This window comes from Nonomuraea sp. CA-218870 (assembly GCF_050936535.1).
GTDB lineage: Bacteria > Actinomycetota > Actinomycetes > Streptosporangiales > Streptosporangiaceae > Nonomuraea > Nonomuraea corallina.
On record NZ_JBNJMN010000001.1, the window covers coordinates 5,944,289 to 5,967,693 of the forward strand.

Here is a 23,405-nt window from a genome sequence, read left to right on the forward strand (position 1 = left end):
GCGAAACGGGAGAATTGGACCGTGACATCGTAGGGACGCCCCGGGATCCCTCATGCCCGAACAGGTATCAGTTCGGTGTACGGACCCGTTGCTGACCGGGCCTTCCTGCGCGACGTGCTCGGCTGGCCCTCCGTGGAGGACCCGGGATCGGGCGAGGGCTGGCTGATCTTCGGGACGCCGCCGTCCGAGCTGGGCGTCCACCCGGCGGACATCAGCGGCCCCCGTGCGCCGTGGTCCGGGCGACCGATCCTGTGATCAGTTCGAGGCGCCGACCGGGCCGAACCGCTCCAGCGCGTCGCCGCTGAGGCGGTAGCGGATCCACTCGTCGCAGGGGACGGCGCCGATGGACCTGTAGAAGTTGATCGATGGCTCGTTCCAGTCGAGGACGGACCATTCGAAGCGCTCGTACCCGCGCTCGACGCAGATCCGGGCCAGCTCGGCCAGGAGCGCCTTGCCGTGGCCGCCGCCGCGGTGCTGGGGGCGCACGTAGAGGTCCTCCAGATAGACGCCGTGGGTGCCGGTCCAGGTGGAGAAGCTCAGGAACCACAGCGCGAAGCCCACCACCTCGCCCCCGTCGTCCTCGGCCATGTGGGCGAAGACCTTGGGCTCGGGACCGAACAGCGCCAGGTGGAGCTGTTCCTCGGTGGCCCGGGCCTCGTCGAGCGCCTTCTCGTAGTCGGCCAGTTCGCGGATCATCTGGTGGATGGCGGGCACGTCAGCAGGGGTGGCAGAGCGAATCACGCCCACAGGGTAGGACATGTCCGCTATAGGACCAGATTGAGGACCAGGGTCAGGAGCACCGACAGCACGACCGACACGATGATCATGGTGAGGCAGCCCACGCCGCCGCCGAGCGGCCTGATGTCCCAGTTTCCGAATCTCATCCCGTACGGCTGCCCCGAATACATCGATCGATGTACGGGCGGATCAGTCCTCGCGACGAAGTCCGCCCCTCCCCGCGACGGCATCGTGGGAAGGGTGGACGGCAACAGGATCGAAGCACTGGACGTGCTCAGGGGCGTCGCCATCGCGGGCACGCTGGGCACCAACATCTGGATCTTCACCAGCCCCGGCGGGCCCGCCGACCTGGGCGGGGCGCTCTGGCAGGCGGGGACGGCGCAGGCGTTACTGACCTTCCTCACCAACGGCAAGTTCCTGGCCCTGCTGACCCTGCTGTTCGGCGTCGGCCTGGAGCTGCAGTACCGCGCCGCCCGGCGGCGCGGGCTGCGCTGGCCGGGGCCGTACCTGTGGCGGGCGGCGCTGCTGTTCGTCGAGGGGCTGCTGCACTACGTGCTGGTCTTCGAGTACGACGTGCTCATGGGGTACGCGCTGACCGCGGTCGTAGTCGCGTACCTGATCGGGCGGAGCGACCGGGTGGTGACCGCCTGGATGACGGCCGTCGGGTCGCTGTTCGTGCTGGCGGTGGGGGCGGGCACGGCCGCGCTCCTCGCCAGCGGGGCCTCGCCGGCCGGCGGGGTGGCGGGGACGCTGTTCACCGAGGGGTCCTATCTGGACCAGGTGGCGTCCAGGATCGAGTTCGCCTGGGCGTACCGGGCGGAGGCGGTGCTCATCGTGCCGCTCGGCATCGTGCTGTTCCTGCTGGGGGCGCGGCTGGTGCGGGCCGGCGTGTTCGACGGCACCGAGCGGGGCGCGGCGCTGCGGCGCCGGCTCATGGTGGCCGGCCTGGGCGCCGGGCTGCCGCTCAACCTGCTCACCACACTCGCCGGGCCCGCCTGGTTCCTGGTGGACCGGTACCTGCTGCCGCCGCTGGTGGCGCTGGGCCTGCTCGCCCTGATCACCTCGCTGGTGCGCCGGGACGCCGCGCCGGGGCCGCTGCGGCGCGGCCTGAGCAACGTGGGCAGGACCGCGCTGAGCTGCTACGTGTTCCAGAACGTGGTCGCCTCGGCCCTCTGCTACGGCTGGGGGCTCGGGCTGGCGGCCCGGCTCGACCGGCTGCGGCCCTGGTGGGTGCCGGTGGCGTGGCTGGTCATCTGCGCGTTGTTCATGGCGCTGTCCACGCTCTGGCTGCGGCGGTTCGAGCGGGGGCCGATGGAGGCCGCGTGGCAGTGGGCCTACCGGCTGCCGCGACGGCAGGCTCGGACGCCCGCGCGGTCCGGGTCCGCCTAGACCAGGCGGACCACGCGCAGCAGGTACTCCTTCCGGTCGCGCGGGTCGTGGCCGACGCGGCGGCGGACCGGCGGCGGCCCGGACACCCGCTGGTAGCCCTCGAAGGCGGTCTCCAGGACGCCTTCCCCGCGGGTCAGCGCGGGCAGCGCCCGCTCCAGCTCGTGCACCCGCGCCGCCGGCACCGTCCCGTCGATCACATACGCCTCACCTCGCGGCAGCGAGCCCGCGGGGACGGCGCGCAGCCGGGACAGCACCGGCAGCACGCCACCGAGCAGGTCGGCGGGGATCTCCAGGTGGAAGCGGTGCAGCGGCTCGTGCACGCGGGTGCCGGCCCGCTTGAGCGCGTCCATCAGCACCAGCGGCGTCAGGTTGCGGAAGTCGCCCGCGGTGCTGGACATGCTCTTGTCGAACACGCCGTGGGAGTGGCTCTGCCGCGCCCAGTAGCCGGTGTGGGTGAGGGTGACCACGCAGTCGATCACCTCCCAGCCGTGCAGGCCCTGCCGCAGCGTCTGCCGCGCCGCCTCCTCGACGGCGCGCATGAACGTGTACGGCATCGACCCCAGCTCGACCTCCAGCCGGAACGCCACCCCCGACCCGATCGGGCCGGGTTCGACCCGCAGCCCGACGGTGCCGAGGAACGGGTTGCCGTCCTGGGCGATGACCTCGAGGGCGGAGCCGGTGCCGGCCGGGCGTTCGACGCAGATCGTGGTGGTCTCCTCGAACGCGACCTCCAGCCCGTACTCCTCGGCCAGCGTCTGCTGGATCACCTCCTTCTGCACCTCCCCGTACAGCGACACCGAGGTCTCCCGCCTGACGTCGTCCTGCCGCAGGCCGATCAGCGGGTCCTGCTCGGCGAGCTCGGTGAGCGCGGCGTGCAGGGCGCCCCTGTCGGCGGCCCGCGCGGGCACGACGACGGTCTCCAGCGAGGGCGGCGGGAAGTGACGGCGGGCCCGGCCGCGAGCCGGGCCGTCACCCACGTGGTCACCGACGCGGACGTGGCCGAGTCCTGACAGCAGGCCGATCCGCCCCGCGCCGACCGCGTCCGCGCGGATCGCCGCGCCCCGGTCGAAGACGGCGATCGCGGTCACCTTGCCGTGGCCGGGCAGGGTGTCGCGGACGCGGAGCGTGCCGGAGAACATGCGGACGTAGGCGAGCCGCTCCCCCGCCGGCCCGCGCTCGACCTTGAACACGACGCCCGACGGCGGGCCGCTCGCGTCGCGCTCCGCGGCGGGCAGCAGGTCGCGGACGCCCCGCATCAGCGCGGGCACGCCCGCCCCGGTGATGGCCGAGCCGAAGAACACCGGGTGCGCCAGGCCGGCGCGCGCCTGGCGGGTGAGCGCGCGGCGCAGCCGGCCGGCCGTGACGGGCCGGTCGTCCACGTACGCGGCGAGCAGGGTCTCGTCGTGGTCGGCGAGCAGTTCGGCCAGGCGCGGGTCGGCGGCAGGGGTGACGGCGGCGGCGCGGGTGCCGAGGCCGGTGACGGCCGACAGGGCGACGCTCGACGGGGCCAGCCGGTCCCTGATCCCGTCGAGGACCTCGCCGTACGCCGCACCGCGACGGTCGATCTTGTTGACGAAGATCAGGGTGGGGAGGCCGAGCCGCCGCAGGGTCCGCATGAGCACCCGGGTCTGGGCCTGCACGCCCTCGACGGCGGAGACCACGAGCACGGCGCCGTCGAGCACGTCCAGCACGCGTTCGACCTCGGCGATGAAGTCGGGGTGGCCTGGCGTGTCGATCAGGTTGACGGTCACGTCGCCGATGGGGAAGGAGACGACGGCGGATCTGATCGTGATGCCGCGCCGGCGTTCGAGCGCGAGGGTGTCGGTGCGGGTGCTGCCCTCGTCGACGCTACCGAGCTCGTCGATGACTCCGGCGGCGTGCAGCAGCCGCTCGGTCAGGCTCGTCTTACCGGCGTCGACATGGGCGAGAATCCCGAGGTTGAGTGTTTTCACGGAGCGTCATGTCCTGTGCGTAGAAGGTCCTCTTCGGCGGGGTGGACATGAAAGTCGCTCGCATTGTTGCTCCTGGTTTCGGGTGCCGGTCCGTCGTTCAGCTCAGCAGATAGGCGGACGCCCTCTCAACCGGTTTAAATCCGACATTTCGCAAATCTGACTCATGGGACGAAATTTTGTGATATGAAATGTCACGGAGATCCTGGGAGGTAGCGCGCGACGAAGGCCCCGGTATGAGCAAGGACCGGGGCCTTTCGCGTGCGCCATCAGTCGCCGTTGAGCACCGGCATGATCCACTCCAGTGTGCCGGTACGCAACGCCTCCTCGGCCAGGCGCTTGCCGGTGGGCGTCCTCAGCGCGGCCAGCGAGCTGTCGATCCACGGCTGCACGTTCTGGTTGCCCTGCTCGCGGTACTCCACCGCCTGGATCAGGCACTCCAGTTTGTCCGCGTCACGCGCGCACACCGCCTCCAGGCTGGCCTTCTCCTCGTACTCCCGGACGGCGTCGCTCACCATCCCGGCCACCTCCCCCGGCAGGGCGCGCGTCTGGTCGGCGGTGACCTCCTCGTTGGAGGCCGCCTTGAGGTACCGCTTGCCGATGTACGGGATGTCGGTGATGCGGGTTTCCTGCGTGTCGTGGAAGAGGCTCATGAACGCGGCCCGTTCCGGGTTGCCGCCCTCAAGCTTGGCGATCATGCCGGCGATGACGGCGGTGCGGAAGGAGTGGTCGGCGATGCTCTCCGGATCGCGAACCCCGGCCACCAGCCAGCCGGTGCGCCTGTAGCGCTTGAGCAGCCCGAACTCGTACATCAGCCCCGCCACTCCCGCAAGCTCGCCCGCCACGATGATCCCCCTCCACCCTCGTCCGGCCCTTGGGCGTAGACCCGTGCCCGCCCGCGAGCGACCGGAAACCCCGTGCCGGCCTGTCCGGCCAGGCCCGGCGGCGGAGAACGGGCGCCGCTCCGGTACGCCACGTCTTTGCGGCAGTCCCGTTTTCCGTCACGAAGGCGCCGGGGACAGGTTCGCCGCCTCTCGCGGGGGTAGCGCCCTGACATGTCCAGCATGTCCACGCGCCTGCTCGCCTGCGCCGCCGCCCTCACCCTGGCCGCGACCGGGTGCTCCAGCTCGTTCGACGGCAACGACCCCGCCCGCCTGCACCTGCCCGGGAACGACGGGGCGAACGGTGACGTGCAGGGAATGCACGTGCGCAACGCGTTCCTGCTCGGCGGCTCGACCACCGCCTCGCCCACGACATCTCCGGCGACGTCACCCGCCGCATCCCCCACCACGTCACCTACCGCGTCCCCCACCACGTCGCCTACCACGTCGCCTACCACGTCGCCTACCGCGTCCCCGGCCACCTCGCCCACCGGCTCACCGGGCGCCGCGTCGTCCGGTGAGCAGGCTCTGTACGCCGTGCTGATCAGCGACCGCAAGGACCCCGACCGGCTGGAGCGGGTCACCGTGGAGGGCGGCGGGACCGTCCGCCTGGTGGCGCCGGTCGAGCTGCGCCCCAACGAGGCCGGCAGCAGCGCGGACCGGCCCATCGGCATGGCCAGCGGCATCAGCGGCAGCTACGTGCCGATGACGTTCGTCTTCCGCGACGCGGGCCAGATGCGGCTGATGGTGCCGGTGCTGCCGCGGGACGGCCAGTACGCCACCCTGCCCGCGTCGCCTTCGGGCACTCCGACGCCCACGTCCAGCCCCTCGCCCAGGCAGTCGGGCCCGACGCTCAAGCCGACCGGCCCGCCGGAGCACGCCACCCGCGAACCGGACTGATCAGGGCCGGCCCGGCGGGGCGAACCGCGCCTTCCAGTCGCCCGCCAGGGCCCGCTCCTGCCAGGACCGGGCGTACGAGGGCGCCGGCAGGCTCCGGTGGACCAGGACGACCCGCTCGCCCGCGGCGACCGCCTGCCTGACCCGCGCCGGCGGCCGGACGCCGAAGCGCTGCATGACGCCATGCGAGCGGCAGCCCAGCTGATAGCCGAGCTGCACCCCCGACTGCCCGTACACCAGGCACGGCGGGCGCACGCCGAGCCGCCGCAGTTCCTCGCCGGCCAGCCGGATCTCCTCGCGGGTCTCGCGCGTGTTCCCGGCCATGCGGTGCGCGTACGCGCCCTGCAGGGCCAGGTGGGCGAGCACCCCCGCCGCCGCGAGCGCGGCCAGCGGCCCGCGCGTCCGCACCAGGCCGATCGCCGCCTCCGCGACCGGCAGCGCCAGCAGCGCGTACGCGGGCATGAGGAAGCGCGGGGCCGCGTAGTCCACGTAGAACAGGTACGGCAGCGCGACGGCCAGCCCGGTGACCGCGGCCAGGGCGACCGGCCCCGCCCGGTGCCGCCGCCAGGCCCACCACACCCCGAGCGCGGCCATCGCGGGGATCGCCAGCCACCAGATCAGCGCGACCGGCGACACGTCCCCGCACGGCGTACCGAACCGGCAGAGCGACGGCCCGTCCAGGGCTCGCGCGTGCTCGGCGACCGACATCGTCAGCCCGGTCAGGTTGGCTCCCTCGGCGGCCCGCATCCGCTCGGCGATCCCGCCGTAGGAGGTCACCGCCTCGGCCAGCCACTGCCCCCAGCCCACGGCGAGGCCGGCGGCGACGGCGGCGATCAGCGGCAGCCGGCGCCGGGTGAACAGCGCCGCGACGCCCAGCGGAGCCGCGGCGAACACCGCGTCGGACGGCCGCATGAACGACACCACCGCGAACGCGGCGGCCAGCCCCGCCAGCGCGGCGGCCGAGCCGGTCCGCGAGGCCAGCACGAAGAACCCGGTGGCCGCGACCGCGCCGAGCGCCACGTACAGGTTGGGCATGGCCTCGTTGCCGTAGAACAGCGACAGCCAGCAGGACGCGAAGAGCAGGGCGGCCAGCGGCACCCAGGGGCCGGAGCGCACCCGCAGCCAGACCGCGAACGCGCCGACCAGGGCCAGCGACGACACCGCCGTCAGGTACAGCCGCAGGGCCGGCACCGAATCGGTGACCGCCACGACGGGCGCCACCAGCAGCGGCACCCCGCGCGCCCGGGGCGCGCTGAACACGGCGGGCGGCGCGTGCGTGGCGTACTGGCTGGCGTAGACGGTCTCGTCCCAGCCGATCCCCGTCCACGGCGACACGATGACCAGTTGCGCGAGCGCGTACAGGATGCCCACGAGGACGAGCAGCAGCAGGGGGGCGGGCACGGGCAGGCGCCGGGACGTGAGGGCGGGCATGCGCGGGCGGGTGACGGTCATGGCGGCTCCGAACGGTTGATCCGAGCCGGTCCGTACCCGGGCGTTCACCCGCCGAATGCCTGGTCAGCGGCAGGGTTCGCCCTACCATGGGTAACGACACCCATCACGACGAGAGAGCTTAAATGATCTTCATCACCGCCAAGTTCCGCGTCCGTCCCGAGTCGGCCGACCGGTGGGCCGAGATCACCTCGGAGTTCACCGAGGCCACCCGCGCCGAGCCCGGCTGCCTGTGGTTCGACTGGTCGCGCAGCCTGGCCGACCCGAACGAGTACGTGCTGGTGGAGGCGTTCAGGGACGACGAGGCGGGGGCCGCGCACGTCCAGTCGGACCACTTCCGCCAGGCGCGGCGGGACCTGCCTCCGCATCTGGCGGAGACGCCGAGGATCGTCAACACCACCGTCCCGCAGGACGACTGGTCGCTCCTGGGCGAGATGGCGGTCGACTGACCCCGGCGGGGGCCGGCGGCGGGCCGGCGGCGGGTCCGCCGGCCCTCCGGGGATCAGGACGCGGCGGCCTCGCGCAGCACCCGCACGTCGATCTTCCTCATGCTCCGCATGGCCTGCGCCACCTTCCCGGCGACCGCGGGGTCGGGGTGGCTCAGCAACTGGGGCAGCTCTCTCGGGACGATCTGCCAGGACAGCCCGTAACGGTCCTTCAGCCAGCCGCACTGCCCCTCCTCGCCTCCGTCGGTGAGCCTGGCCCAGTACGTGTCGACCTCCTCCTGCGTCTCACAGTCCACGAGCAGCGAGATCGCGTCGGAGAACCCGAACTCCGCCGGCCCGCCGTTGAGCGCCAGGTAGCGCTGCCCGGCCAGTTCGAAGGTGACCATCATCGGCTTCCCGTCCGGCCCCGGCTGGACCTCCACCACCCGCGAGCCGGGCAGGATCGAGGTGTAGAAGGCGGCCGCCTCCTCCGCCTGGTGGTCGAACCAGAGGAAAGTAGTGATCTTCTGCATGACGGCGTCCTTTCGCTTGCGTTTCCGTCGTCGCTGACGCGTCGAACGCCCCGGCGCCGGATCGACACGACCGGCAGGAAATTTTCGTCAGATGTCGCCGGGACGGACCAGGCCCCGCTCGTAGGCGTACCTGACGGCCTGGGCGCGGTCGCGCAGGCCGAGCTTGGCGAGCAGGCGGTTGATGTGGGTGCTCACCGTGGCCTCGGTGATGACGAGCGCGGCGGCGATCTCGCCGTTCGACAGCCCCCCGGCGATGAGCCGCAGCACCTCGCGCTCGCGCGGCGTCAGCCCTTCCGCGGCCGGGGCCGGCGGTTTCGGTACGCGGCCGTACCCGGCGATGACGCGGCCCGTCACCGCGGGGTCGAGCAGCGCCTCGCCGCCGGCGGCGGCGCGGATGGCGGCGAACAGCCGCTCCGGCGGCGACACCTTGAGCAGGAAGCCGCTCACTCCGGCGCGCAGCGCCCGGTCGAGGTTCTCGTCGGTGTCGTACGTGGTGAGCATGATGACGCGGGGCGGCCGCGGCGCGGCGAGGATCTCGCCCGCCGCCGCCAGGCCGTCGACGCCGGGCATGTCGATGTCGAGCAGCACCACGTCCGGCCGCAGCCGGACGACCAGGTCGATCGCGGCCCGGCCGTCGGCGGCCTCGCCGAGCACCGTCAGGTCCGGCTGGGTGCCGATGATCAGCCGCAGACCGGCCCGGATCATCGCCTGGTCGTCGGCGACGACGACGCCGACGGTCACAGCGGCAGCACCGCCCGCACGCGGTACCCGCCCTCCGGGACCGGGCCGGTGGACAGCGTCCCGCCGAACAGCGCCACCCGCTCCCGCATCCCGACCAGTCCGTAGCCGCTCTCGCCCGCCCGGGGCGGCGGCCCGGTGGGGCCCCGGTCCACGACCTCCAGCGTCAGCTCGCCCGGCCGGTAGCCGATCCTCACCGTCACGTCGGTGGGCCCGGCGTGCTTGAGCGTGTTCGTCAGGGCCTCCTGCACGATCCGGTAGGCCGACAGGTCCAGGCCGGGGGGCAGCGGCACCGGCTCGCCGCGGATCTCCGTCTTCACCGTCAGGCCCGCGGCGCTCATCTGGTCGACCAGCTCGTCCAGGCGATCCAGCCCCGCGAGGGGAACGGTCGCGTCGGTCTCCGGCCCGCGCAGCAGGTTGAGCATGAGCCGCAGCTCCTCCACCGCCTCCCTGCCTGTCGCCTCCACGGTGGCCAGGATCTCCCGCTCGGCCTGCCGCTCCTGGCCCAGCATGAGCCGCACCCCGCCGGTGCGCATGGTCATCACGCTCACGCCGTGGACCACGATGTCGTGCAGCTCGCGCGCGATGCGGGCGCGTTCGGCGGAGACGGCCTCGCGGGCGAGCAGCGCGCCGCGCTCCGCCGCCTGCACGGCCAGCGAGCGGTGGCGGCGCACCGCGATGCCCGCGCCGGCCGCGACCGTGCTCATGACCACGGCCACCGCGACATCGCCCCACCCCGGCGGCGGCGAGGAGGCGGCCAGCATCGCCGCCACGAAGCCGCCCGCGACCGCCAGTCCCGTCACCGCCCGCCAGTCACGCGGGTGCGCCTCGCTCAGCAGCGTGAACAGCAGGAGCAGCAGCGTGTAGTACTGCCACGCCGCCGCCACCTCCCCCACCAGGGCGAAGGCCGCGACGTTCGCGGTCGCGTACGCGCACAGCGCCCCGAACGGCGCCCGCCTCCTGAACAGCACCAGCAGAGCCGCGGCGACCCCGGCGGCGATCCACCACGCCGCCTCGGGGCGGTCGGGAGCCGCCGTGCGCCCGCTGACCTCCTCGGCCACCGCGAACAGCCCGACCACGCCCGCCACGAGCGCGTCGATCGGAGAGGGGACCCGCGATGCCATGGCGGAAGTATGACTTGTGACCGGGCCGGATCCCCCATCGGGGGGATAACAGGTTCAATGCTCGCATTGACGCCCGGAGCGGGCGCCGGTCCGTACGGTTCCCGCATGCTCGCGAACCCGAACACCTTCCGCCGCGTGGCCGCCGGCGTCTGCCTCGTCCTGGCGCCCCTCTGCCTCCTGCTCGGCATGGCCGTGGACCCCACCGAGTCGACCGACGACTTCATGTCCTACGCCGACAGCCCGATGACGGCCGGCGTCAGCTCGACCCTCCTGCACTACGCCTGGGTGCTGTGGGTGCCCGGCGTCATCAGCCTGGTCCACCTGGTCCGGCGGCGCGGCGCGCTGCTGGCCAACCTCGCCGGCGCCGCCGCCGTCCTCGGACTCATCAACTTCTCGTCGCTGATGATCGCCGACTTCTTCGACATCGTCCTCTACCAGACCCTGCCGCGCGAGCAGGCGGAGCGGATCCTGATGGACGCCGCCCAGCCCGCGATGATCGTCGGCTGGCAGATCCCCGGCATGCTCGGGTCCTTCCTCGGCCTCATCCTCGTGGCCGTGGCGTACGCCAGAGCCGGGCGCGCGGGCTGGTGGTTCCCCGCCGGCGTGACGGCGGGCATCGTCGTCTGGCTGGTCGGCGCCAACCAGTGGAACATGCTCCTCGGCCTCGCCGGGCCGGTGATCCTGCTCATCGTGTACGGCACGGTCGGCGTCTCCCTGATCAGGATGAGCGACCGGGAGTGGGCCGGCGAGCAGGCGCCCGCGGCGTGACCCGGGGCCGGAACGCCCGCGGGCGGGCGCCGCGCTGTACGCGGCGCCCGCCCGGTCTCTCCGGCGTGACAGATCAGCCGCCGTCCGAGGTCCTGGTACGGATCACGGACGGGCAGCTGCCCGCCGCGGCGTTCCCACCGGCGACGGCGCACGCGGACTACTGCACGTTCTCCGCCGCCTTGGGCAGGAAGAACTGCAGGCGCGGCGACCACTCACGGCCCGCCTGCTGGGCGGCGGCCTGACCGACCTCGGTCAGGCCGTCCGCGTCGGCCGCGGCCAGATCCTGTCCCTGCCCGGCGAACGGGTTGAACGTCGGGACGAAGATCGACACGTAGTTGTTCGTGGCCTGTGCGTTGTTGAGAGTCCGGTCGTCCCGGCGCTCGTCGTTCTGCCGCTGGGCCTGCTCCGCGGCGACCGTCTCATCGGCGGCACGCTGCGGCTCCTCGGCCGGACGCTGCGTCTCGTCAACGAGGACCTGCGCCTCGTCAGCCGGACGCTGGACCTCCTCCTCGGGAACCTGCGTCTCCTCTGCGGGAAGCCGGCCCTCGTCGACCGGTCGCCGCATCGCCTCGGTCTGACGCTGGGTGTCGTCGTCCGAGGGGTCCGCGATGGGGGCCTCGTCGTTCAACGCGGTCATCGGCTGATGGTCCACGGGCCCTTCGAGATCCCACGAGCTCCGGCGCTCCCAGGAGTTGTCGCGGTCCCAGGAGTTGTCCTGGTCCCAGGAGTTGTCGCGGTCCCAGGAGTTGTCGCGGTCCCACGAGTTGTCGCGGTCCCACGAATTGTCCCGATCCCAGGAATTGTCCTGGTCCCATGAGCTCCGGTCCCAGGAATCATCGCGGTCCCGCGAGTTGTCCCGATCCCACGAAATGTCGCGGTCCCAGGAATTCTCGTAGTCACGGGTGTCCCAGGAGCGGTCCGGGTCGTCGGCGTTCCACCGGTTGGGGCGCTCGCCCGGGACGGCGCTGTCAGGACCCGGCCGGTCGGCCGTTCCGGCGTACGCGGGTCCCCATGAAGCCAGGGGAGCCGCGAGAGTGATCGACGCCGCGGCGACCCAGAGCAGGCCGTTCCGGCGATGTGTCTTTTGCGTGTTTCCTCTTGTCATTTTTCTTTCCGTATACGTCCAAGGCGCGGCTATTGCTTTCCTGTCGCTTCGCCTCTGTACGACTTGTACGGAAATACCCATGGCCCACCCGCCGAACCTGCCGGTACTGCCAGCTACCAGCAAAGTCCTACCATGCGGAAATGCCGTGCCGGCCCGCCAGGAACCATATAAATCCCCATTACAGCCGATTCTCCATTTCGGCCCTTTGTCCCTATTTAGACCGTTTCAGGATCAGCCCGGTTATGCGGATCACCACAGCTGAGCCATCCCGGTAATGACCGCGCTCACCACCGCCGCCACCCCGGACACCAGCCAGATCCCCGGCCGCGGTCCGTCCTTGAGCATCGCCAGCGCCCCCGCCCCGAGGCCCAGCGACAGCAGGTAGAGCGCGTGCGGCCCGCCGTGCACCGGCACGAACCCGACCGCGTCGAGGTACGGCGGCGGCCCCCAGAGGGCGAACTCCAGGTAGATGGAGAACATGTACCAGTCCCGGGTCTCGATCACGAACATGTTGACCACGATCAGGCCCAGCATGACCAGCACCGGGGCCCCGCGCCACGGCAGCCATCGGGCCACGGCGACCGCGAGCAGGCAGCCCGCCAGCATGTTCACCGGCCCGGCGGCCAGCTCCCCCAGGGTGGGGAAGCGCTCCAGCTCGTTGCCCGTCACCTCGTACAGCCCGACGAGGACCGCCAGGGCGGTGCAGGACAGCGCGAACGGTCCCAGAGCGGCCAGGCAGAGCGCCGCGGTGCGCCTGGCCTGGTCGCTCGGGACGGCCGCGAACAGCTCCTCGGCGCGCCTGGCGGAAGAAGCCACCAGGTGCGCGGCGAAGAACAGCGGGATCCCCCAGTAGATGGTCATCTCCGAGGTCAGCGCGCTGAACGCTGGCCGCGGCCCGTCCCAGCCGTCGTCGGCCACCCGCAGGACCCACAGGGCCATGCCCACCAGCGTCAGCGGATGCCTGACGAAGCGCCAGGCCTCCTTCATCGCGAGCACCGGCAGGACCTGGGGCGGCTCGGGCGGCGCCCACATCGCCCCGGCCGTCATGCCGCCGCCTTGGCGCCGTCGAGCAGCAGCAGGTAGCCGTCCTCGACGGTCGGCGGGACGAGCGTCGCGTCCGCGGGCGGCGAGCCGACGTTGCGGAAGTCCCCCTCGCCGGTGCGCCACGACAGCACCCCGGCCCGGCGCGAGGACTGCCACACCCGGCCGCGGGCGACCGCGCGCAGCTCCTGCGGGGTCCCGGTGAAGACGCAGCGGCCGTCCTTCAGCACCACGGCCCGTTCGCACAGCGCCGCCACGTCCTCCGTCTGGTGAGTGGACAGCAGCACCGTGCGGTTCTCGCCGATCCGGGAGATCAGCTCGCGGAAGCGCAGCCGCTGCTCCGGGTCCAGCCCCGCCGTGGGCTCGTCGAGCAGCACCAGCTCGGGGTCGCCGAGCAGGGCCTGGGCGATGCCGACCCGGCGCCGCATGCCGCCGGAGAGCGTCCTGATCTTCTTGCCGCGCACGTCGGTGAGCCCGACCTCGGCGATCACCCGGCGGACCTCGTCGTGCCGGGCGCGGCGGTCGGCCATCTCCTTGAGTATCGCCACGTAGTCGACGAACTCGAACACGGTGAACCCGCGCTGGTACGCGGGCTCCTGCGGCAGGTAGCCGAGCCTGCGCCGGATCTCCAACCTGTCGTACACCGGGTTCCAGCCGAGCAGCCGCACCCGGCCGGAGTCGGCGGCCAGCACGGTCGCCAGGAGCCGCATGAGCGTGGTCTTGCCCGCGCCGTTCGGCCCGAGCAGGCCGGTCACGCCCCTCTGCGCGGTGAAGGACAGCCCGGACAGGGCCCGGCTGCGCCCGAAGGACTTGCTCACGTCGTCGACGACGACCGTGTCGTTCACGAGAACTCCCTGCGACGAATGAAGATCACGAACGCCGACACGGCGAACACGGCCAGCGACGCGAGCTGGCCCACCGAGCCGAACAGCACCGGCCGCACCTCGTACGCGGCCACCGCGGCGAACCCGGCGAACCACACCGCGGCGACCGCGCCCCCGCTCATCAGCGGGTCGAGCCACCCGGCCAGCGCGAGCGTCAGCGTGGTCAGCGCCAGCGCGGGCAGCAGCCAGACGGCCATCAACCCCCCGTCGCCCAGCACGGCGAACCCGATGACCAGCGCCAGCGCCACGCACACCCCGAGCACGGCCGCGGCGCGCAGCAGCGTCAGCCTGACGACGGAGTACGGGGCGGCGAACGCGATCTCGTGAGCCGGGTCGGCGCCGCGCCCGTAGGCCAGCACCACGCCCGCCACCGGCAGGATCGGCGCCACCGCGAGGAAGACGAGCGTCCCGAACCGGCTCGTCTCCCCGCTGGCCAGGGCCGCGAACAGGAGCGCCACCGCGCCCGCCGCGATCCACGCCGGCTTCAGCGAGGACGTCACGGCGAGCAGCCGCGCGGTGTGCTCCGGCACGCCGAGCGCCCGCAGCAGCCGTTCGAAGGGCGTCGGCCGCGGCGCGTCCACGGCCGCCGTGATCTCGTCCCAGACCCGGTCCAGCCGCTCGCGCGGCACCTCGGGCGCCAGCTTCCCCCGGCAGGCGGCGCAGGCCGGCAGGTGGGCCTCGACCGACGCGGCGAGCGTCGGCCCGGTCCGTCCGTGGGCGTAGTCCGCGGCCAGCTCGTCGTCCATGTGCCAGGCCGTGCTCATGCCAGCACCTCTCTCAGCTGCGCCTTGGCCCGCATCATCCGGGTCTTCACCGTTCCCGCCGGGATGCCGAGCAGCTTGCCCGCCTCCCGGGTCGTCAGCCCGTCCAGCACGGTCGCCTGGACGACCGCGCGCAGTTCGGGCGAGAGCCGGTTCAGCGCCGTCCCCAGCTCGCCGTACTCGATGCCGAGCAGCACCTGCTCCTCGGCGGACACCACGATCTCCTCGCCCGCCCTGACCAGGGCGAGCGGCCGGCCGCGGAGCTGGTCGAGCAGCCGCCGGATCCCGATCCCCCAGATCCACGCCGCGACCTGGCCCCTGCCGCGCCAGGCGCGCGCCGTCCGCCACACGGCCACGAACGTGTCCTGCACGGCCTCGTCCACCACGCCCGGATCGGCGCACCGGCGCGACAGCCGCACCACCAGCCAGGGCGCGTGCCGTCCGTAGAGCGTCTCGAAGGCCCGCCGGTCACCGCCGGCGACGGCCTCCAGCAGGTCTGGATCGCTCCACCCCGCGTAGTCGTTCATCGCATTCCCATCCGTTCCACGTCCACCTGTCGCACCACGGGAGCGGAACGGTTCATCATGTCCCATTTCTCGCCCTGGTTGGCCCGTGGGGAAGGGCGAGCTCAGGTCCGCGGGAACGGCGGTCTCAGGAGCGCAGCACCTTCTCGATCTCGTCGGCGGCGGCCCGCGCGCCGCCTGCCGCCTCCAGTTCGCCGCGCATCCAGTCGAGCCGGTCGCGCACGCGGGCGTCCGACGCCACGTCCTCGATGGCCTGCCACAGCGTCGCGGCCGTGACCCGGTCGGGCGGCAGGGCTCTGCCCAGGCCGAGTTCGGCAATGCGGTCGGCGTTGGCGCGCTGCTCGGCCATCTGCGGCACCGCCACCAGGGGGACGCCGAAGTGGAGGCCCTCCATGGTGCCGCCCATCCCGGCGTGGGTGACGAACACCCGGGCGTGACGCAGGACCGCGAGCTGCGGGACCTGCCGGTGGACCTCGACGTTGGGCGGGACCGGGCCCAGGGCGGCGGGGTCGGCCTGGCCCGACGCGAGCACGACGCGCCACGGCCGGCCGGCCGCCGCTTCGAGGACCGTACGGTAGAAATCGGGCCGGTCGTTGTAGCCCGTGCCGAGAGAGACGAGGACGACGGGCAGGTCGTCCGGCGGCTGCCAGTCACCCTGGTACCCGCGGCCGGTCAGGGCCGGGCCGACGAAGCGGTAGCCGGGGCCGAAGGTCTCGCCCGCGTACTGGAAGGCCCGCGGCAGCATGACCAGCCGCATCGCCGCCCGCGAGCCCTGGAGGAAGCCCGGGAGGTCGCCGCCGACGCCTTCGCGGCGCAGGAGCGCGGACAGGCGCGCGAGCAGGAGCAGGAACCTGGGGCTGAGCGGGTTGAAGGTCGTGTAGTCACGGTGCAGCGACCAGTGCTCGTTGCCGACCAGGTTGGGCCAGGTCTCGACCGACGGGACGCTCCACTTCCTGGCCAGGACGCGGCCCCACCAGGCCATCGGGCCGTCGTGGACGACCAGGTCGGGGCGTTCGGCGTCGCGGAGCTGGGCGAGCACGGCCTTGGTCTCGGCGAGCAGCAGGTGGGTGGCCCGGACGAACTCCTTGCCATGCATCTGCGGCGGCCCGGAACCGTCGAGCGCCTTCCACGACGAGGTGAACGGGACGATCTCGGCGCCGGTCTCGGCGACGCGGGGCGCGAACTCCTCCGTGGTGGCGTAGGTGACGCGGTGGCCCCGGCGCACCAGTTCGGCGGCGACGCCGAGGGTGGGGTTCACGTGGCCGGCGGCGGCGGGGGCGAAGAATGCCAAGGTTCCCATACTCGTGTATTTTAATACACAGGTATGAACTAAGGGGAAGCATGCCGAAGAAGGTGGACCACGACGAGCGCCGCCGGCACATCGCCGAGGCCGTGCTGCGCATCGCCGGCCGTGACGGGCTCGACGCCGCCACGTTGCGGGACGTGGCGGCGGAGGCGGGCATGTCCCTGGGCGCGGTGCAGTACTACATGCGCAGCAAGGACGAGATGCTCCAGTACGTCGTCGCCTACCTGGGCGAGCACGTCACGGCGCGGATCATGGCCGGCGTCGAGGCCGGGCCCGCGACCGTGCGGGGCTTCCTGATGTCGATGGCGACGGAGATGCTGCCGCTGGACGAGCGGCGCAAGGCCGAGCGGCGAGCCGGGCAGGCGTTCGGCGCCCGTGCCGGAGCCGTGCCCGAGATGGCCCGGTCGATACGGGAGGGGCGGAAATGGCTGCACGACCGGGTGGCGGAGCTGATCACGCGGGCGCAGCGGGACGGCGAGGCGCCGGACGAGCTCGATCCGGAGTTCGAGGCGGCGGTGCTGCTGGCGCTGATCGAGGGCCTCACCGCGGAGATCATGCTCGGCGTGCGCGACCCGGACGCGGCGCTGGCCACCGTCGGTTACCACGTGCGCCGCGTCCTGCTCTGACCACGATCAGGACCGGCGCCGCTCCCAGCGGTCCCAGAGGGCGGGCAGCTCCGTCTCCAGGAAGCGGTACAGCTCGGCCACGTTCGCCAGGCGCTCGCGGCGTCCGGGGTCGGCGCCGGACAGGACGGCGAGGCCGCGCTCCGTCACCTGACGGAAGGCCGTGGTCCTGGCGTAGCGGCCGGCGAGCATCCGGCTCCAGCCGTCGGCGGCGATGCGGAAGTACTCCTGCCGATCGCCGCGCCGGCGCACGCCCTCGACCAGGCCGCTCGGGGTGAGCAGGCGGGTGGTGGAGCTGATGGAGCTCCGGCTGACCTGGAGTGCCAGCGCGAGCTGGGCGGCGCTCTGCTCCGGCGGGTCGCAGATGAGCAGCCAGCCGATGACGCGCCCGGCGATGTGCGGCAGCCCCTCGGCGGCGAAGAAGGCCGCGACCTCGTCGACGAAGTCGAGTTCGGCGTCCGTTGGCTCGGTCATGATCTCATTGTGGTGCCCGCACCGGGGTCGCCGTCCCCGGCGGCGCGCAGGAAGCCGGCGACGAGCGCGTTGACCCGCTCGGGTTCCTGCCGGTTGGCCCAGTGGCCCGCGCCCTCGATCAGCTCGAACCTGGCCCCGGGGACGAGCCCGGCGGCGGCGCGGGCGTGCCGGGGCCGCACGGCCGTGTCACGGTCGCCCTGGACGAACAGCGTGGGGCAACTGATCGCGGACAGCCTCGGCCGCAGGTCGACCCGCATCCGCCACGGCCCGATCGAGTCGTTCTGCCAGTCGGAGGAGCCGGCGCCGTTGACCAGGACGTCGGCGTGGTACTCGTCCACGATCTGCTCGAAGTCGGCGACCGGGCCGGCGAACAGGGCGCGCCGGGCGACCCACGCGCAGGCGGCGCGGCTGCGGAAGACGAGCGACGGGATCGTCCGGTTGAGGAGGCGTGACCTGGCGGTGAGCCAGAGCAGTTGGTGGACGAGCGGCGGGAAGGAGGTCACGCCCGCCGGCGCGAGGGCGACGAGCCGCGACACGCGCTCCGGATGCTCGATCGCGTACGCCAGCGCGACGGCCCCGCCCTGCGACAGCCCCACCAGCGCCGCCCGCCGCAGACCGAAGTGGTCGAGCACGGCGGTGACGCAGCCGAGCAGCCGGTCGTGACCGGCGAAGCCCCGCCACGGCTTGCTGCCGCCCTGCTTGGGCCAGTCGAGGGCGAGGACCCGGTGCTCGGCGGCGAGGACGGGGATCGCGTGCCGCCAGCTCAGCAGCGCGTTGTCGTTGCCCGCGCCGCTGAGCAGGAGCACGGGAGGGCCGGGGTCGCCGCGGACGATGACGCGCAGGTCGCCCTCGGGCTGGGGGATGTGGACGCTCTCGCCGATCACGCGACTCACATTACGGTCATTACAGTAATCACTGCAACAACTGTAGCGAGCATCCCCCGATCAGCCAGGCACCCGCTCGCACCCGGGCCACCGCGAACTCCCCCGGATCATCCGCTGGAGATCAGGGGATGATCCGGCTTGTGCGCAGGCCGGCGAGGATGTCGAGGAACATCCGCTCGGTGTCGACGTACTCATGGAAGCCGAAGCGGCGCGCCTTGGAGCCGTCGGCGAACATGTCGTAGTCCCAGGCGAAGACGAAATCGCCGAACCTCCACGACGACACCTCCTCGTACGCGTGCGGCTCCAGGCCGTGCTTACGGGTCATCTCCTCCCACAGCGGCCCCTTGTCGGCCATGACGACGTCGAGGGACATGGGCAGCGGATCGGCCACGTCCAGGTCGAAGAAGCGGGCGATCTTCGGCCACATCTCGTTCCAGCGGAAGAGGTCGCCGTTGTTGATGTTGAACGCCTGGTTGGCGCACCGCGGGTCGGTCGCGGCCCACACGGTGGCTTTGGCCAGCAGGCCCGCGTCGGTCATCTCCAGCAGCTTGTCATAGGCGCCGGGCTTGCCGGGGAAGCGCATGGGCAGGCCGAGCTCCTTGCAGATCGCGCCGTAGACGGCGATGACCATGGCCAGGTTCATCGGGTTGCCGAGGGCGAAGCCGCACACGACCGAGGGGCGGATCGCGGTCCAGGTCCAGGCCGCGCCCTGCTGCCGACGTTCCAGGAACGCCTGCTGGTCGACGTTGAACTCCGGCGGCATGTGGTGGGGGTCGGACTCGCGGGCCGGCGTCTTGAAGGGTCCCAGATGAGCGCCGTACACCTTGTAGCCCTGCATGAGGCTGATGTGTGTCAGGCCGGGCGCGACCGGCTCGATCGCGTCCACCACGTTGACCAGCATGGCCAGGTTGGGCGGCACCAGTTCGGCCCAGGTCGGCCGGTCCTGGTAGGCGGTGTAGAAGACGTGCGTCACCTCGGTCAGCTCGGCGAGCTTCTTGGCGCAGTCGTCGCGGTCGAGGAGGTCGACCGACACGTGGCGGACCCCGGCGGTGTCCTCGCCGCCGCGGCGCGAGAGCCCGATGACCTCCCAGTCGCCCAGGGACTCCAGGTGCGCGGCCAGGTTGCGGCCGATCACGCCCTGGGCGCCGACGACGAGGGCGACCTTCTGCTGAGCGGTGCTCATGAGTTGTTGTTCCCGTTCCTTCGGTCACGGCGCCGCCCGATGCGGGCGACGTCTCGTTTCTGCGGCACGAGGTGCATCCGCGTGGCGCGGCCGATCTCCTCGTACAGCTCGGTGTTGCAGCCGGGGGCCGCGTCCCTGAGGTAGAAGGCGTGCGTTCTCCCGGCGTAGCGGGTCAGCCTGACCGGTGTCCCCGCCGCGGCGAGGCGTTCGGCGTACAGCTCGCCGTCGTCGCGGAGCGGGTCGTGCTCGGCGAGCACCACGAGCGCGGGCGGCAGGCCGCCGAGCTCGGCACGCAGCGGCGAGGCGTACGGGTGGTCGGCGTCCGCCGGGCGGGCCAGGTACTGCTGCCAGTTCCAGCGCATCCTGCGGCGGTCCAGGCCGGGGCCCTTGGCGTAGGTGTCGTAGGAGGGGGTGGCGCAGGCGGCGTCCGTGGCCGGGTACATCAGCACCTGGAGCCGGATGTCCGGCCCACCGGTGTCGCGCGCCTTCAGACAGGTCGCGGCGGCCAGGTTGCCGCCGGCGCTGTCGCCCGACACGCCGATCAGGGCGGGGTCGACGCCGAGAGCGGCGGCGTGGGCGGCGATCCAGGACACGGCGGCGTGGCAGTCGTCCAGCGGCGCGGGGAACTTGTGCTCGGGGGCCTTGCGGTAGTCCACGGTGACGACCACGCAGCCGGTGGCGTTGGCCAGCCGCCGCGACGGCAGGTCGTAGACGCCGGGGTCGCCGCTCACCCAGCCGCCGCCGTGGAAGTGCACCAGGCACGGGAAGGGCGGCTCCCCGGCGGGATAGTGCAGGCGGGCGGCGAGCGGGGAGGCGGGGCCGGGAAGGCGCAGGTCCCGTACCCGGGCGACGGGGACGGCCCCGGCATCGGCGTGGGCGAGAGCACGGGTGGCGGCGCGGGCCTCGGCCACCGCCGGGTCGACGATCATCGCCGGTGCTCAGCGGGTGCGGGGAAGGAGGAGGCCGCCCACGGTGGTCGCGAGCCCGGACAGGCCCATCATCACCATCAGCGGAACCGTCGACCCCCCGTACGCTCCGACCAGGGTCAGCGTGGGCAGCGGCAGCAGGGCCCCGCCGACCAGGGCACTGGCCGCGATGGCGACCGCGACCCCGAGGTAGCGCACCTCGACGGGGAACATCTGCGACATCATCGCGGGGACGACGCCGCCGAAGATGCCGTACGAGATCGCGCCGACCGTCATCGCCAGCCACAGCGCGACCGGCACGGCGGCGCCGACCAGCAGGTAGGCGGGCACCGCCCAGCCGATCGTCAGCAGCCCTGAGACGATCACCACGCGCCTGCGCCCCCACCGGTCGCCGTGGCGCCCGCTGACGGCCACCACCGTGACGAGCACCGACGCGGTCAGCACCAGCCCGATCTGGACGTCGGTCGCGGACAGCGCCGGCTGGTACTTGTCGACGTAGGCGAGCAGGCTCGTCAGGAACGCGTAACCGAAGGTCACCGGGCCGATCCACATCAGCACGCACACCAGCAGCGGCCGGCGGGCCACCCGCAGCAGCGTCGTGAGACTCCCGGAGGCGCCGCGCTGCGCCTCGATCCTGGCCGACGCCGCGACGAACTCGGGAGTCTCGGCCAGCCGGGCGCGCAGGACGAGGCCGAAGACCACCAGCACCCCGCTGAGCAGGAAGGGGATGCGCCACCCCCACGCCAGCCAGACCTGCGTGCCGACCGTCAGGTTGACCACGAGCATCGACGCGCCGGCCATGAGGATGCCGAGCATGTTGCCGATCTGCGGGAACGCACCGTAGAGGGTCGCACGGTCGGGGGGCGCGTGCTCGACGGCCACGACCACCGCGCCGGGGTACTCGCCGCCGACGGCCAGTCCTTGCAGCAGGCGCAGCAGCACCAGGACGACGGGCGCGGCCACGCCGATCGCCGCGTAGTCCGGCAGCAGCCCGATGCCGACGGTGGCCACGCCCATGAGGACCAGCGAGGCGAGCAGGGTGGGACGGCGGCCGTACCGGTCGCCCATGCGGCCGAACACCACCGCGCCGAGCGGCCGGACGAAGAACGCCACCGCGTGGCCGGACAACGCCGCCAGCGTGCCGAGCCAGGGCTCGAACCCGGGGAAGAACAGCGGTCCGAACACCGTGGCCGCGATGAAGGAGTAGAGGATGAAGTCGTAGAGCTCGATCGCGTTGCCGACCATGGCCGCGTACCCGACCTGGCGGGGCGTGAGCGCCCTGCCCGATCGGGTACGCCCCGGAGCGGCTGTGTCCTTGACCGCCATGTCGCCGTCTGCCTTTCCGTGGTCTCAGGCCGGCAGAGGCAGCGGCGGGTTGGCGCCGCGCACCTGCTCGACGGTGATGAACGCCAGCTCGTCCTGGCCGATGTTCTCCAGGTCGTGCAGCAGGTACTCGCCCGCGCCGAAGCGGAACTCGCGGGTCTCGCCACGCCGGTAGGAGACCTCCCGGGTGGTCCCGTCGTGGGTGTGCTGGCGACTGTGGCCGTCGGTCAGCGCGGTCCAGACGTAGTCGAGCACGTGGCGGTGCATCGGCAGCCGCTCGCCGGGAGCGAGCCGGATCTGCCAGACGCGCACCTGGTCCGACTCGTGCAGCAGGAGCCCGCCGACGTGACCGTTGTAGGCGTTGGCGGCGAACTCCGCGCGCAACTCCCCCGACCAGCCGTCGTAGTCCTTCGCCACGACGACGCCCGCCAGCGGAAGGTCGTCAGGAAATGTCACTGCTTGTCACCCCTTTGATCTGCCTGTCCGTCAGTCTGCTGACCACCTCTTCATAAGTCCAACTCATACCTTTCATGCTTCCGATAGATTGTGTTCATGATCAGCCTGCGCCAGCTCCAGTACGTCGTCACCGTCGTCGAGCAGGGCTCCTTCACCCGCGCGGCGGAAACCCTGCACGTCACGCAGCCGGCCCTGTCGCATCAGGTGCAGGCGCTGGAGCGGGCGGTCGGCGCTCCCCTGCTCGAACGGTCGCCGCGCGGCGTCCACCTGACCCCGGCCGGGCGGGCGATGCTGCCCCACGCCAGGGCCGCGCTCGCGCAGACGGCCGACGTCGTCTCCGCCGTCCGGCAGGCGACCGGCCTGATGGCCGGCGAGTTGCGCCTGGCGACCGTCTACAGCGTCAGCCTCGGCCTGCTCCCCGAGGCGCTGCGCCTGTGGAGCCGCCACCACCCCGGGGTGGACATCCGGCTGTACGAGCACCGCCACGCCGACGAGCTCGCCCAGGCGATGGCCGGCGGGCAGGCCGATCTCGCCATCGGCCCCCGGCCGGACGCCTGGCCGGGCCCGGTGCGGCCGCTCGGCGTCGAGGAGTTCGTCATCGCGGTCTCCCGCGAGGACCCGCTGGCCGCCCAGCAGGCGGCCGACGTGGACCTGGCCACGCTCGCCGGCCGCCGCTGGGTGCACTACGCACCCGGCAACGGCCTGGCGGAGATCCTCGACCGTGCCTGCGCGAGCGCCGGTTTCCAGCCGGAGATCGCGGTACGCACCGAGCAGACGGCCTCCGCGCCCGTGCTCGCCGCCACCGGCCTCGGGCCCGCCCTCATCCCGGCCAACATCGTGCCGCGCTGGTACGACGGTTACACGCTCAAACCCGTGCCCCGGATCACCCGGGAGCTCACCGCGTACGCGCGCACCACCCTCGACGCCCTCAGCAGCGCCTTCCTCACCATCCTCGCCGCCGTCACCAGCGACCGGCTCCGAGGGCATGACGGCGAGCGGCTGTAGCGGCTCGAAGCGGGGCCCT

General features: G+C 72.5%; 26 protein-coding genes. 7 read left to right on the forward strand and 19 right to left on the reverse strand.

All coding sequences use genetic code 11. The features are described from left to right. Window positions 1–75: 75 nt before the first annotated feature. Window positions 76–255, forward strand: coding sequence for a hypothetical protein (locus ACQEUU_RS28260; RefSeq protein WP_433071543.1), 180 nt, complete (start codon window positions 76–78; stop codon window positions 253–255). On the opposite strand, the gene ACQEUU_RS28265 is transcribed toward ACQEUU_RS28260, so the two are convergent. After that, the gene (locus ACQEUU_RS28265; protein WP_433071545.1) at window positions 256–741 is read right to left on the reverse strand and encodes an N-acetyltransferase family protein; all 486 of its coding nucleotides are present in this window, start codon (window positions 739–741) and stop codon (window positions 256–258) included. Window positions 742–978: 237 nt separating this feature from the next. Here ACQEUU_RS28265 and ACQEUU_RS28270 point away from each other — a divergent pair, with 237 nt between their 5' ends. Beyond that, the gene (locus tag ACQEUU_RS28270; protein WP_433071547.1) at window positions 979–2,127 is read left to right on the forward strand and encodes a DUF418 domain-containing protein; all 1,149 of its coding nucleotides are present in this window, start codon (window positions 979–981) and stop codon (window positions 2,125–2,127) included. Here the strand turns inward: ACQEUU_RS28270 and ACQEUU_RS28275 are convergent. Beyond that, window positions 2,124–4,079, reverse strand: coding sequence for a GTP-binding protein (locus ACQEUU_RS28275; protein WP_433071549.1), 1,956 nt, complete (start codon window positions 4,077–4,079; stop codon window positions 2,124–2,126). The two genes, ACQEUU_RS28270 and ACQEUU_RS28275, sit on opposite strands and share 4 nt — an antisense overlap. Window positions 4,080–4,345: 266 nt before the next feature. Beyond that, on the reverse strand, window positions 4,346–4,888 hold the full coding sequence (locus tag ACQEUU_RS28280; RefSeq protein WP_433072015.1) for an HD domain-containing protein: 543 nt from the start codon (window positions 4,886–4,888) through the stop codon (window positions 4,346–4,348). Between the two features lie 252 nt (window positions 4,889–5,140). Between ACQEUU_RS28280 and ACQEUU_RS28285 the strand changes: the two genes are divergently transcribed. Then, window positions 5,141–5,857, forward strand: coding sequence for a hypothetical protein (locus ACQEUU_RS28285; RefSeq protein WP_433071551.1), 717 nt, complete (start codon window positions 5,141–5,143; stop codon window positions 5,855–5,857). On the opposite strand, the gene ACQEUU_RS28290 is transcribed toward ACQEUU_RS28285, so the two are convergent. Next, on the reverse strand, window positions 5,858–7,306 hold the full coding sequence (locus tag ACQEUU_RS28290) for a hypothetical protein (protein WP_433071553.1): 1,449 nt from the start codon (window positions 7,304–7,306) through the stop codon (window positions 5,858–5,860). Window positions 7,307–7,428: 122 nt separating this feature from the next. Here ACQEUU_RS28290 and ACQEUU_RS28295 point away from each other — a divergent pair, with 122 nt between their 5' ends. After that, a complete protein-coding gene (locus ACQEUU_RS28295; RefSeq protein ID WP_433071555.1) occupies window positions 7,429–7,752 on the forward strand; it encodes a putative quinol monooxygenase in 324 nt (107 codons plus the stop codon). 53 nt (window positions 7,753–7,805) lie between these two features. Here ACQEUU_RS28295 and ACQEUU_RS28300 read toward each other — a convergent pair whose 3' ends face one another. From ACQEUU_RS28300 to ACQEUU_RS28310, 3 genes are all read right to left on the reverse strand, one after another. Further along, on the reverse strand, window positions 7,806–8,261 hold the full coding sequence (locus ACQEUU_RS28300; RefSeq protein WP_433071557.1) for a VOC family protein: 456 nt from the start codon (window positions 8,259–8,261) through the stop codon (window positions 7,806–7,808). Between the two features lie 87 nt (window positions 8,262–8,348). Continuing rightward, a complete protein-coding gene (locus ACQEUU_RS28305; RefSeq protein ID WP_433071559.1) occupies window positions 8,349–9,002 on the reverse strand; it encodes a response regulator in 654 nt (217 codons plus the stop codon). After that, a complete protein-coding gene (locus tag ACQEUU_RS28310; protein WP_433071561.1) occupies window positions 8,999–10,123 on the reverse strand; it encodes a sensor histidine kinase in 1,125 nt (374 codons plus the stop codon). Before ACQEUU_RS28310 ends, ACQEUU_RS28305 begins: the two co-directional genes overlap by 4 nt. 105 nt (window positions 10,124–10,228) lie before the next feature. Here ACQEUU_RS28310 and ACQEUU_RS28315 point away from each other — a divergent pair, with 105 nt between their 5' ends. Continuing rightward, complete coding sequence (locus tag ACQEUU_RS28315; protein WP_433071563.1) at window positions 10,229–10,891, forward strand: hypothetical protein; 663 nt, start codon at window positions 10,229–10,231, stop codon at window positions 10,889–10,891. A gap of 157 nt (window positions 10,892–11,048) precedes the next feature. Here the strand turns inward: ACQEUU_RS28315 and ACQEUU_RS28320 are convergent, their stop codons facing one another. The 6 genes from ACQEUU_RS28320 to ACQEUU_RS28345 form a co-directional block, all read right to left on the reverse strand. After that, window positions 11,049–11,996 (reverse strand): hypothetical protein, encoded by a 948-nt coding sequence (locus tag ACQEUU_RS28320; protein WP_433071565.1) that lies wholly within the window; start codon window positions 11,994–11,996, stop codon window positions 11,049–11,051. 249 nt (window positions 11,997–12,245) lie between these two features. Next, window positions 12,246–13,043, reverse strand: a complete 798-nt coding sequence (locus ACQEUU_RS28325) for a hypothetical protein (RefSeq protein WP_433071567.1) — start codon at window positions 13,041–13,043, stop codon at window positions 12,246–12,248. Then, window positions 13,040–13,882: an ABC transporter ATP-binding protein gene (locus ACQEUU_RS28330; protein WP_433071569.1), complete on the reverse strand. Its 843-nt coding sequence runs from the start codon at window positions 13,880–13,882 to the stop codon at window positions 13,040–13,042. Before ACQEUU_RS28330 ends, ACQEUU_RS28325 begins: the two co-directional genes overlap by 4 nt. Beyond that, the gene (locus ACQEUU_RS28335) at window positions 13,879–14,685 is read right to left on the reverse strand and encodes a zf-HC2 domain-containing protein (RefSeq protein ID WP_433071571.1); all 807 of its coding nucleotides are present in this window, start codon (window positions 14,683–14,685) and stop codon (window positions 13,879–13,881) included. The genes ACQEUU_RS28330 and ACQEUU_RS28335 overlap by 4 nt, the downstream gene beginning before the upstream one ends. Beyond that, window positions 14,682–15,209: an RNA polymerase sigma factor gene (locus ACQEUU_RS28340; protein WP_433071573.1), complete on the reverse strand. Its 528-nt coding sequence runs from the start codon at window positions 15,207–15,209 to the stop codon at window positions 14,682–14,684. The genes ACQEUU_RS28335 and ACQEUU_RS28340 overlap by 4 nt, the downstream gene beginning before the upstream one ends. 124 nt (window positions 15,210–15,333) lie before the next feature. Beyond that, window positions 15,334–16,506, reverse strand: coding sequence for a macrolide family glycosyltransferase (locus ACQEUU_RS28345; RefSeq protein WP_433071575.1), 1,173 nt, complete (start codon window positions 16,504–16,506; stop codon window positions 15,334–15,336). A gap of 41 nt (window positions 16,507–16,547) precedes the next feature. Here ACQEUU_RS28345 and ACQEUU_RS28350 point away from each other — a divergent pair, with 41 nt between their 5' ends. After that, window positions 16,548–17,138 (forward strand): TetR/AcrR family transcriptional regulator, encoded by a 591-nt coding sequence (locus tag ACQEUU_RS28350; protein WP_433071577.1) that lies wholly within the window; start codon window positions 16,548–16,550, stop codon window positions 17,136–17,138. A 6-nt stretch (window positions 17,139–17,144) separates the two neighbouring features. Here ACQEUU_RS28350 and ACQEUU_RS28355 read toward each other — a convergent pair whose 3' ends face one another. From ACQEUU_RS28355 to ACQEUU_RS28380, 6 genes are all read right to left on the reverse strand, one after another. Next, complete coding sequence (locus ACQEUU_RS28355) at window positions 17,145–17,609, reverse strand: GbsR/MarR family transcriptional regulator (RefSeq protein WP_433071578.1); 465 nt, start codon at window positions 17,607–17,609, stop codon at window positions 17,145–17,147. Next, window positions 17,606–18,493: an alpha/beta fold hydrolase gene (locus tag ACQEUU_RS28360; RefSeq protein ID WP_433071580.1), complete on the reverse strand. Its 888-nt coding sequence runs from the start codon at window positions 18,491–18,493 to the stop codon at window positions 17,606–17,608. The genes ACQEUU_RS28355 and ACQEUU_RS28360 overlap by 4 nt, the downstream gene beginning before the upstream one ends. Window positions 18,494–18,614: 121 nt before the next feature. Next, window positions 18,615–19,676 (reverse strand): SDR family oxidoreductase, encoded by a 1,062-nt coding sequence (locus tag ACQEUU_RS28365; protein WP_433071582.1) that lies wholly within the window; start codon window positions 19,674–19,676, stop codon window positions 18,615–18,617. Then, entirely contained in the window at window positions 19,673–20,605 is a 933-nt protein-coding gene (locus ACQEUU_RS28370) for an alpha/beta hydrolase (protein ID WP_433071584.1), read from the reverse strand. Before ACQEUU_RS28370 ends, ACQEUU_RS28365 begins: the two co-directional genes overlap by 4 nt. Before the next feature lie 9 nt (window positions 20,606–20,614). Next, complete coding sequence (locus ACQEUU_RS28375) at window positions 20,615–21,928, reverse strand: MFS transporter (RefSeq protein ID WP_433071586.1); 1,314 nt, start codon at window positions 21,926–21,928, stop codon at window positions 20,615–20,617. A gap of 24 nt (window positions 21,929–21,952) precedes the next feature. Further along, window positions 21,953–22,381 carry a hypothetical protein gene (locus ACQEUU_RS28380; protein ID WP_433071588.1) on the reverse strand — a complete coding sequence of 143 codons (429 nt, stop codon included), beginning with the start codon at window positions 22,379–22,381 and terminating at the stop codon, window positions 21,953–21,955. A gap of 96 nt (window positions 22,382–22,477) precedes the next feature. Between ACQEUU_RS28380 and ACQEUU_RS28385 the strand changes: the two genes are divergently transcribed. Then, complete coding sequence (locus ACQEUU_RS28385; RefSeq protein WP_433071590.1) at window positions 22,478–23,386, forward strand: LysR substrate-binding domain-containing protein; 909 nt, start codon at window positions 22,478–22,480, stop codon at window positions 23,384–23,386. Window positions 23,387–23,405: the final 19 nt, after the last annotated feature.